General features: G+C 62.7%; 16 protein-coding genes. 9 read left to right on the top strand and 7 right to left on the bottom strand.

The genetic code is table 11. The features are described 5' to 3' along the window. Positions 1-13 precede the first annotated feature (13 nt). The 7 genes from glnT to eutC all read left to right on the top strand — a co-directional run bounded on the left by glnT (position 14) and on the right by eutC (position 7,294). Positions 14-1,348: a type III glutamate--ammonia ligase gene (gene glnT / locus CK501_RS08810; RefSeq protein ID WP_095617366.1), complete on the top strand. Its 1,335-nt coding sequence runs from the start codon at positions 14-16 to the stop codon at positions 1,346-1,348. 26 nt (positions 1,349-1,374) lie between these two features. Next, entirely contained in the window at positions 1,375-2,301 is a 927-nt protein-coding gene (locus CK501_RS08805) for a class II glutamine amidotransferase (RefSeq protein WP_095617365.1), read from the top strand. Beyond that, complete coding sequence (locus CK501_RS08800) at positions 2,298-2,999, top strand: protein glxC (protein WP_095617364.1); 702 nt, start codon at positions 2,298-2,300, stop codon at positions 2,997-2,999. Before CK501_RS08805 ends, CK501_RS08800 begins: the two co-directional genes overlap by 4 nt. Beyond that, positions 2,992-4,320 carry an FMN-binding glutamate synthase family protein gene (locus CK501_RS08795; RefSeq protein ID WP_095617363.1) on the top strand — a complete coding sequence of 443 codons (1,329 nt, stop codon included), beginning with the start codon at positions 2,992-2,994 and terminating at the stop codon, positions 4,318-4,320. Before CK501_RS08800 ends, CK501_RS08795 begins: the two co-directional genes overlap by 8 nt. A gap of 58 nt (positions 4,321-4,378) precedes the next feature. Next, entirely contained in the window at positions 4,379-5,047 is a 669-nt protein-coding gene (locus tag CK501_RS08790; protein ID WP_095617362.1) for a helix-turn-helix domain-containing protein, read from the top strand. Positions 5,048-5,111: 64 nt separating this feature from the next. Then, entirely contained in the window at positions 5,112-6,524 is a 1,413-nt protein-coding gene (locus tag CK501_RS08785; protein ID WP_095617361.1) for an ethanolamine ammonia-lyase subunit EutB, read from the top strand. Beyond that, positions 6,521-7,294 (top strand): ethanolamine ammonia-lyase subunit EutC, encoded by a 774-nt coding sequence (eutC, locus tag CK501_RS08780; RefSeq protein WP_095617360.1) that lies wholly within the window; start codon positions 6,521-6,523, stop codon positions 7,292-7,294. Before CK501_RS08785 ends, eutC begins: the two co-directional genes overlap by 4 nt. Here the strand turns inward: eutC and CK501_RS08775 are convergent. Continuing rightward, complete coding sequence (locus tag CK501_RS08775; RefSeq protein ID WP_095617359.1) at positions 7,288-8,175, bottom strand: LysR family transcriptional regulator; 888 nt, start codon at positions 8,173-8,175, stop codon at positions 7,288-7,290. The genes eutC and CK501_RS08775 overlap by 7 nt on opposite strands. 114 nt (positions 8,176-8,289) lie before the next feature. On the opposite strand from CK501_RS08775, the gene CK501_RS08770 reads away from it, so the two are divergent. Continuing rightward, on the top strand, positions 8,290-9,399 hold the full coding sequence (locus tag CK501_RS08770) for an S-(hydroxymethyl)glutathione dehydrogenase/class III alcohol dehydrogenase (RefSeq protein WP_095617358.1): 1,110 nt from the start codon (positions 8,290-8,292) through the stop codon (positions 9,397-9,399). Between the two features lie 9 nt (positions 9,400-9,408). Continuing rightward, a complete protein-coding gene (fghA, locus tag CK501_RS08765; protein WP_095617357.1) occupies positions 9,409-10,251 on the top strand; it encodes an S-formylglutathione hydrolase in 843 nt (280 codons plus the stop codon). A 122-nt stretch (positions 10,252-10,373) separates the two neighbouring features. On the opposite strand, the gene CK501_RS08760 is transcribed toward fghA, so the two are convergent. The 6 genes from CK501_RS08760 to CK501_RS08735 are packed head-to-tail and all read right to left on the bottom strand — an operon-like array spanning position 10,374 to position 15,577. Further along, positions 10,374-11,690: an MSMEG_0569 family flavin-dependent oxidoreductase gene (locus CK501_RS08760; protein WP_095617356.1), complete on the bottom strand. Its 1,317-nt coding sequence runs from the start codon at positions 11,688-11,690 to the stop codon at positions 10,374-10,376. Further along, positions 11,687-11,974, bottom strand: a complete 288-nt coding sequence (locus tag CK501_RS08755) for an MSMEG_0570 family nitrogen starvation response protein (RefSeq protein WP_095617355.1) — start codon at positions 11,972-11,974, stop codon at positions 11,687-11,689. The genes CK501_RS08760 and CK501_RS08755 overlap by 4 nt, the downstream gene beginning before the upstream one ends. 2 nt (positions 11,975-11,976) lie before the next feature. Then, positions 11,977-12,957, bottom strand: coding sequence for a sll0787 family AIR synthase-like protein (locus CK501_RS08750; RefSeq protein ID WP_077531002.1), 981 nt, complete (start codon positions 12,955-12,957; stop codon positions 11,977-11,979). Next, positions 12,957-13,511: an MSMEG_0567/Sll0786 family nitrogen starvation N-acetyltransferase gene (locus CK501_RS08745; RefSeq protein WP_095617354.1), complete on the bottom strand. Its 555-nt coding sequence runs from the start codon at positions 13,509-13,511 to the stop codon at positions 12,957-12,959. Before CK501_RS08745 ends, CK501_RS08750 begins: the two co-directional genes overlap by 1 nt. After that, on the bottom strand, positions 13,501-14,601 hold the full coding sequence (locus CK501_RS08740; RefSeq protein ID WP_198949448.1) for an MSMEG_0568 family radical SAM protein: 1,101 nt from the start codon (positions 14,599-14,601) through the stop codon (positions 13,501-13,503). Before CK501_RS08740 ends, CK501_RS08745 begins: the two co-directional genes overlap by 11 nt. Beyond that, positions 14,540-15,577: a Nit6803 family nitrilase gene (locus CK501_RS08735; protein ID WP_095617353.1), complete on the bottom strand. Its 1,038-nt coding sequence runs from the start codon at positions 15,575-15,577 to the stop codon at positions 14,540-14,542. Before CK501_RS08735 ends, CK501_RS08740 begins: the two co-directional genes overlap by 62 nt. Positions 15,578-15,594 lie beyond the last annotated feature (17 nt).

Raw genomic sequence — 15,594 nt, 5'->3', positions numbered from 1 at the left:
GAGGAGTAGGACCATGCTGCAAAGAGAAGCTGAAACACTGTTGTCAGAGCATGACATCCAATACGTTCTGGCGCAGTTCGTGGATATCCATGGTGTGGCCAAGACCAAGTCCGTACCGGCGAACTGTCTCATGAACGTGGTCGAGGATGGTGCCGGGTTCGCCGGGTTTGCTGTCTGGGGCCTGGGGATCGAGCCCCATGGTCCTGACTTCATGGCCCGGGGAGACCTGAATACGCTCACCCCGATCCCATGGCAGCCCGGCTACGCACGCCTGGCGTGCACGGGCTACGTCAATGATGAGCCCCACCCCTACGACTCCAGGTACGTTCTTCAGCGACAGCTGGAACGCCTGAACGAACGGGGCTGGACCTTCAATACCGGGCTGGAGCCGGAGTTCTCGCTGTTCGTGCGTGGTGACTCGGGGCAGCTGCAGCTGGTGGACGACACCGACAACCTGGATAAGCCCTGTTACGACTACAAGGGTCTTTCCCGTGCCCGTTCCTTCCTGGAGGAGTTGGTGTCCAGCCTCCAGGAGGTGGGCTTTGAGGTGTACCAGATCGACCACGAGGATGCCAACGGCCAGTTCGAGATCAACTACAAGTTCAGTGATGCCCTCACGTCCGCCGACCGTTTCGTGCTGCTTCGGATGGGGGCGGGGGAAATCGCCAACCGGATGGGGATGGTCTGCTCGTTCATGCCCAAGCCCATGTCGAACCGCACGGGCAATGGTATGCACTACCACATGTCCATCACGGATGAGCAGGGCCGCAATCTGTTCGGTGACGACAGCGACCCCCAGGGGCTGGGCCTGTCACCGCTGGCGTACAACTTCCTGGGCGGTTTGCTGCACCACGCGCCCGCGCTTTGCGCCTTCGCCGCACCCACCGTCAATTCCTACAAGCGACTGGTGGTAGGCGGCTCCAGTTCCGGGGCTACCTGGGCGCCTGTGTACATTACCTACGGCGACAACAACCGTTCTGCGATGGTGCGGGTGCCCTACGGCCGGCTGGAGTTCCGGCTTCCGGACTCCGGCTGTAATCCCTACCTGGTGACCGCCGCCATGATCGCTGCGGGGCTGGACGGGGTTGAGCGGGGCCTGGACCCGGGCAAGGCCCAGAACATCAATCTCTACGACCTGTCGCCCCAGCAGCGCGAGGAAGCCGGCATCGGGCTTCTGCCGCAGAACCTCAACGAGGCTCTGGATGCCCTGGAGGCCGATCCCCTTTTCAAGGAGACGCTCGGGGAGGGCGTGGTCAGCGAATTCCTGCGGATCAAGCGGGATGAGTGGATTGAATACAGTCGTCATGTCTCTGACTGGGAAGTCGCGCGTTACGCGGAGTTCTTCTGAGTCGGTGATGCGAGGAGATCAGGACTATGTGTGGAATTGTTGGATTGTATCTGAAGGATCCGTCGCTGGAACCGCGGCTCGGTGAACTGTTCGAGCCCATGCTGCTGGCCATGGCGGACCGTGGGCCGGACAGTGCCGGTTTCGCCATCTATGGGGATGAGGTGCCGTCAGACCAGCTCAAGTTTACGCTCCAGAGCGCGGAACCCGGCTACGACTGGGAGGGGCTGGTCACCGCCATGGAACGGGACCTTGGCGGCCAGCTGGACTGGTTCCGCAACGCCACGGCGGTTGTGATCAAGACCGACTCCGGGGAGGAGCGGGTGCGTGAGTGGCTGGCCGGGAACGCACCGGCGGTGAGCCTCATGAGCGTTGGCCACAGTATCGAAATCCTCAAGGGAGTTGGGCATCCCAGGCTGGTGGCGGACCGGTTCTCCCTCAGCGGTATGCAGGGCTCGCATATCATCGGCCATACCCGTATGGCGACCGAGAGTGCGGTCAGCATGGAGGGCAGCCACCCGTTCACCACGGGCCTGGATCTCTGTCTGGTGCATAACGGGTCACTGTCGAACCACAACCGGTTGCGGCTGGAGCTCGAGCGTCAGGGGATGACGTTCGAAACCGAGAATGACTCGGAAGTGGCCGCGGCCTATCTGACCTGGAAGCTGCGCGAGGGTGAAACCCTGACCCAGGCTCTGGAGAGCGCCATCCAGGATCTTGACGGTTTCTATACCTTCACCATTGGCACCCGGGATGGGTTCGCCGTACTGCGTGACCCTATTGCCTGCAAACCAGCGGTGCTCGCCGAGACGGATGCCTATGTGGCAATGGCCTCGGAATACCGGGCACTGGCGCGTCTGCCGGGCATCTCCGGGGCGCGCGTGTGGGAGCCCGAGCCGGGACGGGTTTATGTCTGGGAAAACGCCCAGCAGGCCAGCGAGGAGACGGGAACATGAAAAAACTGAGTCTTGCTGAGCATTCAGTGCGCGAGCTGAACTCAGCGCTTCACGATCCCCAGGCCATGGATGGAGGTACCGAATGGTATGTCAGTGACCCGGACGGGCGCCATGCGCTTGCCTGCGGCCTGAACGACGAGCTGCAAGTGACCATTGACGGCCATGCCGGGTATTACTGTGCTGGCATGAACCAGCACGCAACCGTTGTGGTCAACGGAACCGTGGGCGTGGGGGTGGCCGAGAACATGATGTCGGGCCTTGTGCGGGTGCGCGGCAACGCGTCGCAGTCCGCCGGTGCCACCGGCCATGGCGGCCTGCTCGTCATTGAGGGCAACGCCTCTGCCCGCTGCGGGATCTCGATGAAGGGGATCGACATTGTCGTGGGTGGTGACGTGGGTCATATGAGTGCCTTCATGGGGCAGGCTGGAAGGCTTGTGGTGTGTGGGGACGCGGGAGAAGCCTTTGGTGACTCCATCTACGAGGCCCGTCTGTATGTCCGGGGGCAGGTGGAATCACTTGGAGCGGACTGCATCGAAAAGCCCATGCGTGACGAACACCGGGAGGAACTCAGGGGCCTTCTGGCGCATGCCGGGATGGATTTCGATCCCAGCGAGTTCCGCCGTTATGGCTCCGCCCGGGAGCTCTACAACTTTCACGTCGACAATGCCGGTATCGAACAAGGAGACAGCCATGAGTGACCGTACCGAAGACTGGGGGCTGCGTGAATCCGCCACCTTTGACCGGCGCACGATTCATGAGATTCAGCGCGCCGCGGATACCGGCATCTACGACATCCGCGGTTTCGGGGCCAAACGCCACCTGCCCCATTTTGATGACCTGCTTTTTCTCGGGGCGAGCATGTCCCGTTATCCCCTGGAGGGCTACCGGGAAAAATGCGCCACAGACGTGGTCCTGGGGGACCGCTACGCGAGCCGGCCGCTGCATCTGGATATTCCCGTAACCATTGCGGGCATGAGTTTCGGGGCGTTGTCGGCCAATGCCAAGGACGCTCTCGGACGCGGCGCCTCGGCGGTGGGGACCAGTACCACGACCGGGGATGGGGGCATGACGGATGAGGAGCGTGGTCAGTCCCGCACCCTTGTCTACCAGTACCTGCCCTCACGCTACGGTATGAACCCCGATCACCTGCGCATGGCGGATGCCATCGAGGTGGTTCTGGGGCAGGGCGCGAAGCCGGGCGGCGGCGGCATGCTCATGGGCCAGAAAATCAGTGACCGTGTTGCCGAGATGCGCACCCTGCCGGCAGGCATCGACCAGCGCAGCGCCTGTCGTCATCCCGACTGGACAGGCCCCGATGACCTTGCCATCAAGATTGAGGAACTGCGCGAGATCACGGACTGGAAGACGCCGGTCTACATAAAGGTGGGCGCAAGTCGCACCTACTACGACGTCAAGCTGGCGGTGAAATCCGGTGCCGACGTGGTGGTCCTCGACGGCATGCAGGGCGGTACGGCGGCCACCCAGGAAGTGTTCATCGAGCATGTCGGTATCCCGATTCTTGCTGCGATTCCACAGGCGGTCCAGGCCCTGCAGGAGATGGGTATGCACCGGCGTGTACAACTGATCGTTTCCGGTGGCATCCGAAGTGGCGCGGATGTTGCGAAGGCCATGGCGCTGGGGGCGGATGCCGTCGGCATCGGGACCGCGGCCCTGATTGCCCTGGGGTGCAACCATCCGCGCTGGAGCGAGGATTATCAGCGGATTGGATCGGAAGCTGGCTTCTACGACGATTACCAGGCAGGCCAGGATCCCGCGGGCATATCGACCCAGGATCCGGAACTGGCGGCCCGCCTGGATCCGGAGCAGGCGGGGCGGCGACTGGCCAACTACCTCCGGGTCATGACCCTTGAGGCCCAGACGATCGCACGGGCCTGCGGGAAGTCGCACCTGCATAACCTTGAGCCCCAGGACCTGGTGGCCCTGAACATGGAGGCCGCTGCCATGGCGCGGGTGCCCCTCGCTGGTACGGAATGGGTTCCCGGATCGACACCTGGTTGACCGCGCCCCCTTGCTATACTGATTCTTCATGCCCGGGGTTACGGGAGGTAGCCCCGGGATGAACGTCGATCAGAAGAAGGTACCGGTTGCCGTGACGAAAGATCCTTATGTGCCCAAGACACTGGCGACTAGGGTCGTTGACGAGGACCGCCAGATGGGGCTTGAAAGCTACATCGGAACGGTGCTTCGCCAGACCCGCATCAACCAGGAGCTCACGATTGCGGATGTAGCGGAACTGGCGGGGCTCAGCCGCGGGATGGTCAGCAAGATCGAAAACGGGCAGGTGGCCACGAGCCTGGATTCACTGGCCCGCCTCACCAGTGTACTGGGGCTGACTCTGTCCCAGCTGTTCCGCGATTACGATTCACCGGAAGGCGGTGCCCAGCACGTCAAGGCCGGTGACGGGCTTGAAGTGGTGCGTCGGGGCACCAAGAAGGGGCACACCTATCATCTGTTGGCGTACAACCGTGGGCATCAGCGCAATTTCGAGCCCTTCCTGATTTCCATGGACGATGAAAGCGAGGCCTTCCCCACCTTCCAGCACGAAGGGGTGCAGTTTATCTACATGCTGGAAGGGCAGATCGATTACCGTCACGGTCAGCATGTCTACACCCTGGAACCGGGGGATTCATTCACCTTTGACGCTCAGGTTCCCCACGGGCCCGAGCGGCTTAACCGGGTACCGATTCGCTTTCTCGCCATGACCGTGTTCTCCCAGAAGGAGTGACGCGATGCGTGTGGCAGCCAACTTGCATGGCCCAGAAAGGGAATGCCGTTGACAGGGGGTAAAGATGAAGGGCTATTCGGTCGATCTTGGCGCGCGGCGCTACACCTTTCCGGATCTGGCCACGTTGCTGGCCCGGGCGAGTCCGCTCCGATCGGGTGACCAGCTGGCGGGAGTAACGGCCGAGTCAGCCGAGGAACGGGTGGCGGCCAGGATGGCGCTTGCTGATGTGCCGCTCTCGCGGTTTCTTGAGGAACCGATCATTCCTTATGACGAGGATGAGGTAACCCGTTTGATTCTGGACCAGCATGATGCAGGGGCTTTCGGCCCGATTGCGCACATGACGGTGGGGGAGTGGCGGGACTGGCTCCTGGGCTACGAGGCCGACGGTGAGGCGCTGGCCCGGCTGGCGCCGGGACTGACCCCGGAAATGGTGGCCGCTGTCAGCAAGCTCATGCGGAACCAGGACTTGATCCTCGTGGCCAGTCGCATCCAGATTGAGACCCGGTTCCGTAATACCATTGGTGGAGAAGGGCGGCTCAGTTCCCGCCTCCAGCCGAACCACCCCACTGATGACCCGACGGGGATTGCGGCCTCCATTCTCGATGGGCTCCTGAACGGTTGCGGCGATGCCACCGTGGGCATCAATCCGGCAACGGACAATGTCCAGTCCTACATCGCGCTGACGCAGTTGATGGATGATCTCCGCCAGGCCTACGCCATTCCCATGCAGTCCTGTGTCCTGGCGCATGTCACGACGGCGATTGAAGCCATGAAGCGCAATGCGCCGGTCGATCTGATCTTCCAGTCGATCGCCGGAACCGAAGCTGCGAACAGCGCCTTCGGGATTGATCTAGCGCTGCTGCGGGAGGCCCATGAAGCAGCGCTTGAGCTCGGGCGCGGAAGCATTGGCCAGAACGTTATGTATTTTGAGACCGGACAGGGCAGTTCCCTGTCCGCAGACGCGCATCATGGCATTGACCAGCAGACCTGCGAGGCACGTGCCTATGCGGTTGCCCGCGAATTCGACCCACTGCTCGTTAACACGGTGGTCGGGTTCATCGGCCCGGAGTATCTGATGGATGGCAAGCAGATCACCCGTGCCGGGCTGGAGGATCATTTCTGCGGCAAGCTGATGGGGCTGCCCATGGGGTGCGATGTCTGCTATACCAACCATGCCGAGGCGGACCAGGACGACATGGATGGCCTGCTGACACTGCTGGCAACCGCTGGGTGCCAGTTCGTGATGGGAGTGCCGGGAGCGGACGACATTATGCTCGGCTACCAGAGCACCTCCTTTCACGATGTGAATTACATCCGCCAGCTGCTGGGCAAACGCCCGGCGCCTGAATTCGAGCAGTGGCTGCAGGCCATGGGCGTATTCGACGCCCAGAATCGGCTGCTGTCCCCGAGCGGGGACCAGAAGTTGCTGGCGCACGCCCGGCAGCTCCCGGCCGCCGCCATGGAGGACCCGACATGAACCGGGAACTGCCACCCGCCTACCGCCGCCTGCGTGAACTGACCAACGCCCGGATTGCCCTGGGCACTGCAGGCTCAAGCCTGGGCACCAGGGAATTGCTGGCCTTCCAGTATGACTGGGCCCGAGCCCGTGATGCGGTCTACTACGAACTCGACTTCGGCGCCCTGAAGGCGCGTATCGAAGAACTCGGGTACCCCTGCGCGGAGGTCGCCAGCGCTGCTGACTCGCGTGAGATCTACCTGCGGAGGCCGGACCTGGGCAGACAGCTGGCAGAGGGTGAGAACCAGCGGCTTGAGGGAATGGAAGGGGCCCCCTGGGATGTCAGCATCGTGGTTACGGATGGTCTGTCCGGCCTGGCGGTTGCGGAGAACGCGGTTCCGCTCATTCAGGCCTTTGGCAGGCTTGCTGCCGGGGAGGGGTTGAGTCTCGCGCCCATCGTCCTGGCCCGCCAGGGGCGCGTGGCCATTGGTGATCCGATCGGCGCCGGCCTTGGTGCGAAACTGGTGGTCGTACTCATCGGGGAACGTCCGGGGCTCTCGGCGGCTGACAGCCTGGGTGCCTACCTGACCTATGGCCCGCGCCCGGGTATCACGGATGCCGAGCGAAACTGCCTTTCGAATATCCGGGATGGTGGCCAGGCGCCGGAGGTGGCGGCAAACACCATGATGTACCTGGTCAAGGGCGCACTCCGGGTCGGCCTGACGGGCGTCTCGCTGAAGGATGAAAGCCAGTTGCTCGAACAGGGCGAGCCGGGGATCGAGGGTTACTGAGGTGTTTCGTCGGCGTTGATGTTCTCAACCAGGAAATCCACGAACTGGCGTACCTTGGGAGACACGTGCCTATGCCGGGGGTAAACGACCCAGACAGCAGTGTGGGTACACATACAGTCATCGAGTACTGAAACCAGCTCTCCCGTCTCCAGGTAGGGCTGCACGTAGTAGTCCGGCAGCTGTGCCAGGCCGATCCCCTTCAGAACCGCATCCAGAAGCGCCTCCCCGGAATTGCCCCGCCAGTTGCCGTGGACCCTGAGCGTGCGGTGCTGCTGCGCGACGTCAAAGCTCCAGTAGTCGTTGGAGCCCACCAGACAATTGTGGCTGGCGAGATCATCAAGCGACTCAGGTCGTGGTCGCTGCCTGAAGTAGGCTGGAGAACCGACAACGTATTCACGCCTGTCACACAGTCGACGCCCGATCAGCGATGAACTGGGCATGGAGCCGGCACGCACCCCCACATCGAAGCCCTCATTGACGATATCCACCCAGCGATTGGTGTACTCCTGGTCGACAGTCAGCTGGGGATGGCGGAGCAGGAAGTTATTGACCAGTGGCGCAATGTAGCGCTCCCCGAAAGTGGCGGCACAGGTGAGACGCAGGACACCGCTTGGTCGTTGCTGGTAATCGCCGATGGCGTTGAGGGCCTCCTGGAAACCATCGAACAGGTGCGCACAGTGGTTGAAGTACACTTCGCCCGCGTCTGTCAGCCCCAGCTGGCGGGTGGTGCGGTACAGAAGCTGGGTATCAAGCTGGGTTTCCAGCCGGGTTACCAGGCGGCTGACATGGGAGCTTGAAACCCCCAGGTGACGGGCGGCGTTGGCGAATGACCCCTGTCGCACCACCTGGACAAAGGCCTCGATCCGGTCCCAGTGCTGCATTGTTGCTCTCCAGCAATAATCCTTTGTCGTATGGTGCATTAAAGCGCTGGTCGTAGATACCTATACTGCGCCATACCAATCAATAAACCCGCATACCGTTTCCGGAGGATTCCGATGAAATCACGCGCTGCACTCGCCATGGAGGCCAACAAGCCCCTGGTACTCGAGGAAATCGATGTGCAAGGCCCGAAGCAGGGCGAAGTCCTGGTGCGCATGGCCGCAACAAGTGTCTGCCACACTGATGCCTACACACTCTCCGGCGCGGATCCGGAGGGGCTTTTTCCCTCAGTGCTCGGCCACGAAGGCGCCGGTGTGGTGCAGGAAGTGGGGCAGGGCGTGACCAGCCTGCAGCCCGGCGACCATGTCATCCCGCTTTACACCGCGGAATGCGGCCAGTGCAAGTTCTGCCGCTCCGGCAAGACGAACCTCTGCAGTTCCGTGCGGGCCACCCAGGGGCAGGGCGTCATGCCGGACGGCACCTCGCGTTTCTCCCTCAACGGCAAGCCGCTGCACCACTACATGGGCTGCTCGACCTTCAGTGAGTACACGGTGCTGCCCGAGGTGTCGCTGGCCAAGGTCTCGAAGGAGGCACCGCTGGACAAGATCTGCCTGCTCGGCTGCGGCGTGACCACCGGCATTGGCGCTGTTCACAACACCGCCAAGGTGGAACCGGGCTCGACCATTGCGGTATTTGGTCTCGGCGCCATCGGCCTGGCCGTGATCCAGGGCGCGCAGATGATCGGTGCTGAGCGGATCATTGCCATCGACGTGAACCCGGAGAAGTTCGACCTGGCCCGCCAGTTCGGCGCCACCGACTTCGTGAACCCGAACGATTACAACGATCCCATCCAGCAGGTCATCATCGACCAGACCGACGGTGGCGTGGACTACTCTTTTGAGTGCATCGGCAACGTGAACGTCATGCGTTCCGCCCTGGAGTGCTGCCACAAGGGCTGGGGCGAATCCATCATCATCGGCGTTGCCGGTGCCGGCGAGGAGATCAGTACCCGGCCCGTGCAGCTGGTGACCGGGCGCGTCTGGAAAGGTTCCGCCTTCGGCGGCGTGAAGGGGCGCAGTGAGCTGCCCACCTATGTGGATGACTACATGAAGGGCAAGGTGAAGATCGACGAGTTCATCACCCACAACATGCCCTTCGAGGAAATCAACGAGGCGTTTGAGCTGCTGCACCGCGGCGAAAGCATCCGTACCGTCCTGCACTACTGAGGAACATACATGACCGACACACTGGAACTGGTTTCAGAGAACAAGAGCTTCGGCGGCTGGCTCCGGCGGTACCGCCACCGCTCGGAGGTCCTGGACTGCGATATGGTTTTCGGGATCTACCTGCCGCCGCAGGCGGAAACCCAGTCCGTCCCGTTGCTCTGGTGGCTCTCGGGCCTGACCTGCACGGACGAGAACTTCATGCAGAAGGCCGGTGCCCACCGTGTGGCGGCTGAACTGGGCATGGCGATCATCTGCCCGGACACCAGCCCGCGTGGCACGGACCTGCCCGGTGAGCACGACAGCTACGATTTCGGATCGGGCGCGGGGTTCTACGTGGATGCGACTGAGGCGCCCTGGAACCAGCACTATCACATGTACAGCTATGTGGTGGATGAGCTGCCGGACCTGGTGCACAACGCCTTCCCGCTCAGTGGGCAGGAGGCCATTTCAGGGCACTCGATGGGTGGCCACGGCGCCCTGGTCTGTGCCCTCCATAACCCGGAGCGCTACCAGTCCGTCTCGGCCTTTGCACCCATCTGTCATCCCCTCAACTGTTCCTGGGGCGAAAAGGCGTTCGGGGGCTACCTGGGCGATGACCGTGACACCTGGAAGGCATGGGATGCCTGCGAGCTGATCCGCGCTAACGGGGCACCGCATTCGCTTCTGGTGGACCAGGGGGGTGCGGACAACTTCCTGGAAGCGGGTCAGCTCCAGCCGGAGGCATTGGAAGCCGCCTGTGGCGAGGTTGGTGGCGACCTGACCTTGCGGCATCAGCCCGGGTATGACCATTCCTACTTCTTCATTGCCAGCTTCATCGAGGACCACCTGCGGTTTCATTTCCGCCACCTGTGATTGGTGGCGGTTATTTCCGTGTCAACGCCTCGAACAGTCCCCTGTGCTCCGGGAATCGCTCCCGGAGCATATCCATATTTGCCCAGCATCATGATCGAAGCTGGGAGAGATGGTTTCGCTGATCAGGCCTGGATAGCCTCCCCCTGCGCGGACGGTGATACCTGTGATGCGTTTTCCAGGCGACTGGCAATGACTTCCACGATGTGGCGCGCGTCCTCACCCACGGAGGCAAACCGGCCTGAGCCCCAGGTGTGGAGCCAGGGGAGGCCGAGGAAGTAGGCGCCCGGCGTTGGCGTAACGCCACGCTGGTGCACTGGTTCCCCGGCGCCGTCGAAAACCGGAAGCTGGACCCAGCTGAAATCGCTGTGGAAGCCGGTGGCCCAGATGACGCTGGTGATGCCGGTGTCCGCGATGTCCAGTTCCGCCGGCTCACGCTCTGGTTCCCAAACGGGGCGGTACTCGGGCTCTAAGGGGGCCTGGATATTGTTCTTTTCGATGTAGCGGTCAATGCTCTCCCGGATCCGGCAGTAGGTGTCGTCCGCCGCGTCCAGGTTCTGTCTGAGATCCTGCCCGAAGATCAGGTGGGTACCGTTACGGATGTCGGCAACCCGACCATAGAGTTGCATGCCTTCCAGGGCGAACCGGCGCAGGTCGATCTCGCGCCCGCCGTCACGGCCGGTCATGTAGTGGTTGGCCTTGTGGCGTAGATCCCAGGCCGGTTCCGGGTGTTCCTCCACGCTCACATCGTAGGTACCCATGCGTTCCAGCCAGTCCACGGAATCACGGCCCCGGTACCAGCGCGGCGCCCGGGGTGCCCGGCCGACACAGAGGTGAACGCGGCGTCCGGCCAGGTGCAGGTCCTCCGCGATCTGGCACCCCGACTGGCCCGTGCCGATGACCAGGACCTCGCCGGCAGGCAGCGTTTCGGGGGACTTGTAGTCGGATGAATGCAACTGCCCGATGGACGTTGGCAGGCGTTCGCTGAGCCTTGGCCAGTTGGGGACGTGATAGCCGTTGACCGCCATGACCACCTGGTCTGCGGTAAACCTTCCCTCGGTGGTTACCAGCTCGTAGCCTCCGGAGTCGTGCTGTTGCAGGGTCTCAACCGTCACACCCTGAAGCAGGGGCGGTTTGACGAAGGCGGCATAGCGTTCGATGTAATCAACGATGGCATCGCGGGGCATGAAGCCGTTCGGGTCATTGCCGTCATAGGGGAAGCCCGGGAGCCGGCACTGCCAGTTCGGCGTTACCAGGCAGAAAGAGTCCCAGCGGTTGTTGCGCCAGGCGTGGCCCACCGAGTGTTTTTCCAGCACCAGGTGCCGGATGCTGTGCTGCTGGAGCCAGTAGCTGGCGGAAAGGCCGGCCTGGCCGCCGCCGATAACGATGACGGGCCAGTGGATCTGGTCATTTACGGGGGCAAAGGGCGTCTGCCGAGTCATGATTCAAACTCCTCCACACGGATCATGGCATCCGTCTGATCAACAAAGGGTTGGGCGGTGATCTCCAGTGTTTCGAGCTGGTCCGCCGCACTGCTACAGGCATAGCCGTATTTCTGGCGAACACGCTCACCGGCCTGCGTCAGCGCCTGTCGGCTGCGTTCCAGAAAATCGGTAACGGGGTAATCAGTGTGCGGTGCCAGGTAATCCCGGATGGCCGTCGATGGCGAGTAACACCGGGTCACGTGGTTATCGGGCCAGCGGACGTGAAACCAGACCTGGGGCATGGTTAGGCTCCTTGTTCGGGGGTAACGGTTGGACACCCCGTAAGAGGTGTCTGGTGGAAGTCCCAGATCCCACGCTCACCCTCGTTGTTTCGAAGCCGAACGGTTCGGGTGGCGTCACAGGTGCCGATACGCGCACACGCAATGTCCCTTTCAGCGAAACGTTCGATCACGGCTTCCTCATGTTCCGGGGCCACAGCCAGAAGAAAGCCGTAGCTCGGGAAGGTGTGTACGAGCCAGCGTATGGGGTCCGTGGATTCCGGCATCGGGATATCGTCGATGTAGAGGGTGGCGCCAACGCCTGAGCTTTCGAAAAGCATGAGGGCGGTACCGATCAATCCGGCCATGCTGATGTCCTTTGCCGCACGGCACAGGCCGGCTTCCGCGATCTCCGGCAGCAGGGCGAGATCCTGACGCAGGCGTTGCGGGTCCTGGCCTGAGCTGGCATCCCAGTTGGGCCAGGGTTCGTGGTAGTGGCCCCGCAGGTCGATGGCGGCGAGCAAACGGTCGCCGGGGGCAGCATCAAAGCTGGTCAGCAGTTGGCGGGCCCGGCCGATGATGGCCACTGCCAGCTGTTCCCCGTCACTGGCCGTGCTGCTGTGGCCGCCTACGACGGGCAGGTTGTAGACCCTGGAGGCCTCCATCATGCCCTCGATAATGGGCGTCATGTGTTCCTGGTCCCGGCTCCAGATGGCGTCGGCCACGGCGGTGGGGCGACCGCCCATGGCAGCGATATCGCTGATGTTGACAAGGACCCCGCAGTAGCCAGCGAAATGGGGCTCTTCCGCAACCAGGGTGTTCAGGAAGCCTTCCATCGCGAACAGCAACCAGCCGTCGCCATCCGGAATCGCCGCGCAGTCATCACCGAGTCGGATAGCACCGGATTCGGCGCCATGCGGGGCGAGCCGCTCCATCACCGGCGCGATGTCGGCCTTCCCTGCGATGCCAGGGCTGGCATGTACGGCCTCAACCAGCGCATCAAGCATCAGGCGACCCGGTGGCTGGTGGTGACAATGCCCAGCTCGCTTTCGGCGCAGGGCGGGTACTGGGCCAGATCAGCTTCCATAAGGGCGTGGGGCCGACCGCGTACATCGATGGTTTCAAGTGCCTGCCAGTGCAGGGACTCGAACAGTGGCACATTGCGCTGCTGGACCTGGGCCAGAAAGCGAGTGCAGCCCCGCGCATGGGCTGTACCCACCGCAAGCCGGATGAGTTCGGTGCCAAGGCAGGCCATGCGGCGGTAGCCTTCTGCCACAGCCAGCCGCGAGCCGTACCAGAGACCGGGGCTGGCCTCGTGGATTCTGACCGTCCCCACGACCTGGTCCGCCATACCGGAGTACCAGGAAAGGGCTACGATTGGCTGGGCGTGGCGGTCGACTTCATCCCTGTCGGATTTGCTGAACAGACCCTGCTCGACACAGAAAACCTGGTGTCTCAGGGCCAGCGCATGATCCCGCTCCCAGCCCCGGTTGGCCAGCCTGACGGTATAGGCGCCGGGGCGGAAGGGAACCACCGTGTTGTCGGGGGTATCAGGTAACATCGCTGATCGACTCCTCTTCATAGGCGGACAGTGATGAACAGGCCCCACACCGGCCGCAGCCGGCCTTGATCTCGCTTGAATGGAGACCAGCCTCAGAGAGCATCCGGCCCAGGGGCTGCAGTAGTTCGTGCATGAAGGTCGGGTCCGGTGACGGGTGATCCTCAAGTGGTGTGCCCGTGATCGGAACAAATGGCACCACGAAGGGGTAGACGCCGATCTCGATCAGTTTCTGACTCATTTCGAGAATGGCCTCGCGGCTGTCACCCAGGCCCGCAAGGATGTAGGTGCTCACCTGGCCGTGCCCGAATACCGCTACGGCTTCCCGGAAGGCCTCCAGGTACTGGTCCGGTGTGACCTGGGCCTTGCCTGGCATGATGCGTTCGCGGACCTCGGGTGTAACGGCTTCCAGGTGCATGCCCAGCGAGTCGACGCCTGCGGCCTTAAGGCGGCGGAACCAAGCGGGGTCATCCGGGGGCTCGCATTGGGCCTGGATGGGAATGTCCACGGCGGACCGCACTGCAAAGGCGCTCTCGCAGAGTACGCTCGCGCCCCTGTCGGTGAAGTTGGGTGTGCCGGTCGTCATCACCATGTGTTGAACGCCGTCCAGGTCCACTGCTGTCCTGGCCACTTCCGCCAGCTGCTCCGGGGACTTGCGCTTTATGGTGCGGCCCTCTTCGAGGGATTGGCCAATGGCGCAGAACTGGCAGGAGGTGCTGCGCTGGTTGTAACGCACACAGGTCTGTAGAACCGTCGTCGCCAGGACATCACTGCCGTGGAGCTGGGCGATTTTCCAGTAGGGAATACCGTCCTCAGTCTGTCGCTGGTAGAAGAGAGGTTCGTGGGCGAACTCAATGGTCTTCAGGGATTCGCCGTCGCGCGTCAGGTTACCGTCCCTGTCCGTAGCGAAGGGGGATTCCCGGGCCAGCTCCGTGTGTATGGGAACCATTACGGTCTGGCCGTCCACCGTTACCGCCTTGTGGTCCGATGGGCCGGCACCACCACGGCGGCTGGGCGCCCCGGTCTCCGTTTCAACCAGGCGCAGGCCCTGTGACTGTAGTTCCGTCAGGAGCTTCTGGTTCGGATTGCTCATGGCGTGTTTCCTCCGGAATCGGATGGTGGTGTGACGCCCCGGTTACTCCACGGGTCACGGTGTCCTGGCAGCAGTCATTCATCCAGAGCTGCAGCAGCTCGGGGCGTGCGTAGTGGCCAACGGAGTCCATCATGCGCTTGCGCTTGGTGATCAGGTCCAGGTTGATTGTTGCCGTTACCCGGCCGGGTCCGTCGCGCAGTGGCTCGGTGGCATGAGAGCCGTCGGGCTGGATGATGGCGGTGTAACAGCCACCGGAAATGCCTTTCTGGAGTTTGGCGTCCTCGGTGACGCTGGCGATCTGGTCCGCGTCCAGCCAGGCTGTGGCATTAACTACGAAGCATCCGCTTTCAAGGGCGTGGTGGCGCAGGGTCACTTCCTGTTGTTCGGCGAAGATGGGGCCGACAAGCGACCCCGGAAACTGGCTGCAGTGGATCTGCTCGTGATCCGCCATCAGGGCATAGCGGGCGAGCGGATTGTAGTGTTCCCAGCAGGCCAGTGCCCCAACACGCCCGACGGTTGTGTCCACTGCGTGAAGCCCGCTGCCATCACCCTGACCCCAGACCATACGTTCGTGGTAGGTCGGGGTGATCTTGCGGCGCTTGAGTGCGATACGCCCATCGGCATCAAACACAAGCTGGCAGTTGTAGAGGGTGCCGTGGTCGCGCTCATTGACGCCCAGAACGACTACGATGCCGTTTTTGCGGGCAGCGCCGGCCACCGCATCGGTGACCGGGCCGGGGACCGTGGGTGCGTGCTCATAGAGGGCCAGGTGCGCTGGTCCCATGGCCATGGGAGGCATCACGAAGGACCAGTAGGGGTAGTATGGGACCGCTGTTTCGGGAAACACGATCAGTTCCACCCCATCTCTGGCGGCTTCGGCAATCTCTCCGAGCACGCGTTCCACTGTCCCGTCCGGTGAATCGAGCACCGGCTGCAGCTGGACGGCGGCGACGCGCACGGTCTGCGGTTCGGCCATCGTCTTGCTCCTTTGCG

Source organism: Halovibrio salipaludis (genome assembly GCF_002286965.1).
In the GTDB taxonomy this organism is placed as follows: domain Bacteria; phylum Pseudomonadota; class Gammaproteobacteria; order Pseudomonadales; family Oleiphilaceae; genus Halospina; species Halospina salipaludis.
The sequence above is the reverse complement of the archived record's forward strand: the minus strand, read 5'-3'. Positions and strand labels throughout refer to the sequence as shown.

Coding starts and splice junctions, on each gene's coding strand:
- glnT (WP_095617366.1), top strand. CDS start 14: ATGCTGCAAAGAGAAGCTGAAACACTGTTGTCAGAGCATGACATCCAA.
- CK501_RS08805 (WP_095617365.1), top strand. CDS start 1,375: ATGTGTGGAATTGTTGGATTGTATCTGAAGGATCCGTCGCTGGAACCG.
- CK501_RS08800 (WP_095617364.1), top strand. CDS start 2,298: ATGAAAAAACTGAGTCTTGCTGAGCATTCAGTGCGCGAGCTGAACTCA.
- CK501_RS08795 (WP_095617363.1), top strand. CDS start 2,992: ATGAGTGACCGTACCGAAGACTGGGGGCTGCGTGAATCCGCCACCTTT.
- CK501_RS08790 (WP_095617362.1), top strand. CDS start 4,379: ATGAACGTCGATCAGAAGAAGGTACCGGTTGCCGTGACGAAAGATCCT.
- CK501_RS08785 (WP_095617361.1), top strand. CDS start 5,112: ATGAAGGGCTATTCGGTCGATCTTGGCGCGCGGCGCTACACCTTTCCG.
- eutC (WP_095617360.1), top strand. CDS start 6,521: ATGAACCGGGAACTGCCACCCGCCTACCGCCGCCTGCGTGAACTGACC.
- CK501_RS08775 (WP_095617359.1), bottom strand. CDS start 8,175: ATGCAGCACTGGGACCGGATCGAGGCCTTTGTCCAGGTGGTGCGACAG.
- CK501_RS08770 (WP_095617358.1), top strand. CDS start 8,290: ATGAAATCACGCGCTGCACTCGCCATGGAGGCCAACAAGCCCCTGGTA.
- fghA (WP_095617357.1), top strand. CDS start 9,409: ATGACCGACACACTGGAACTGGTTTCAGAGAACAAGAGCTTCGGCGGC.
- CK501_RS08760 (WP_095617356.1), bottom strand. CDS start 11,690: ATGACTCGGCAGACGCCCTTTGCCCCCGTAAATGACCAGATCCACTGG.
- CK501_RS08755 (WP_095617355.1), bottom strand. CDS start 11,974: ATGCCCCAGGTCTGGTTTCACGTCCGCTGGCCCGATAACCACGTGACC.
- CK501_RS08750 (WP_077531002.1), bottom strand. CDS start 12,957: ATGCTTGATGCGCTGGTTGAGGCCGTACATGCCAGCCCTGGCATCGCA.
- CK501_RS08745 (WP_095617354.1), bottom strand. CDS start 13,511: ATGTTACCTGATACCCCCGACAACACGGTGGTTCCCTTCCGCCCCGGC.
- CK501_RS08740 (WP_198949448.1), bottom strand. CDS start 14,601: ATGAGCAATCCGAACCAGAAGCTCCTGACGGAACTACAGTCACAGGGC.
- CK501_RS08735 (WP_095617353.1), bottom strand. CDS start 15,577: ATGGCCGAACCGCAGACCGTGCGCGTCGCCGCCGTCCAGCTGCAGCCG.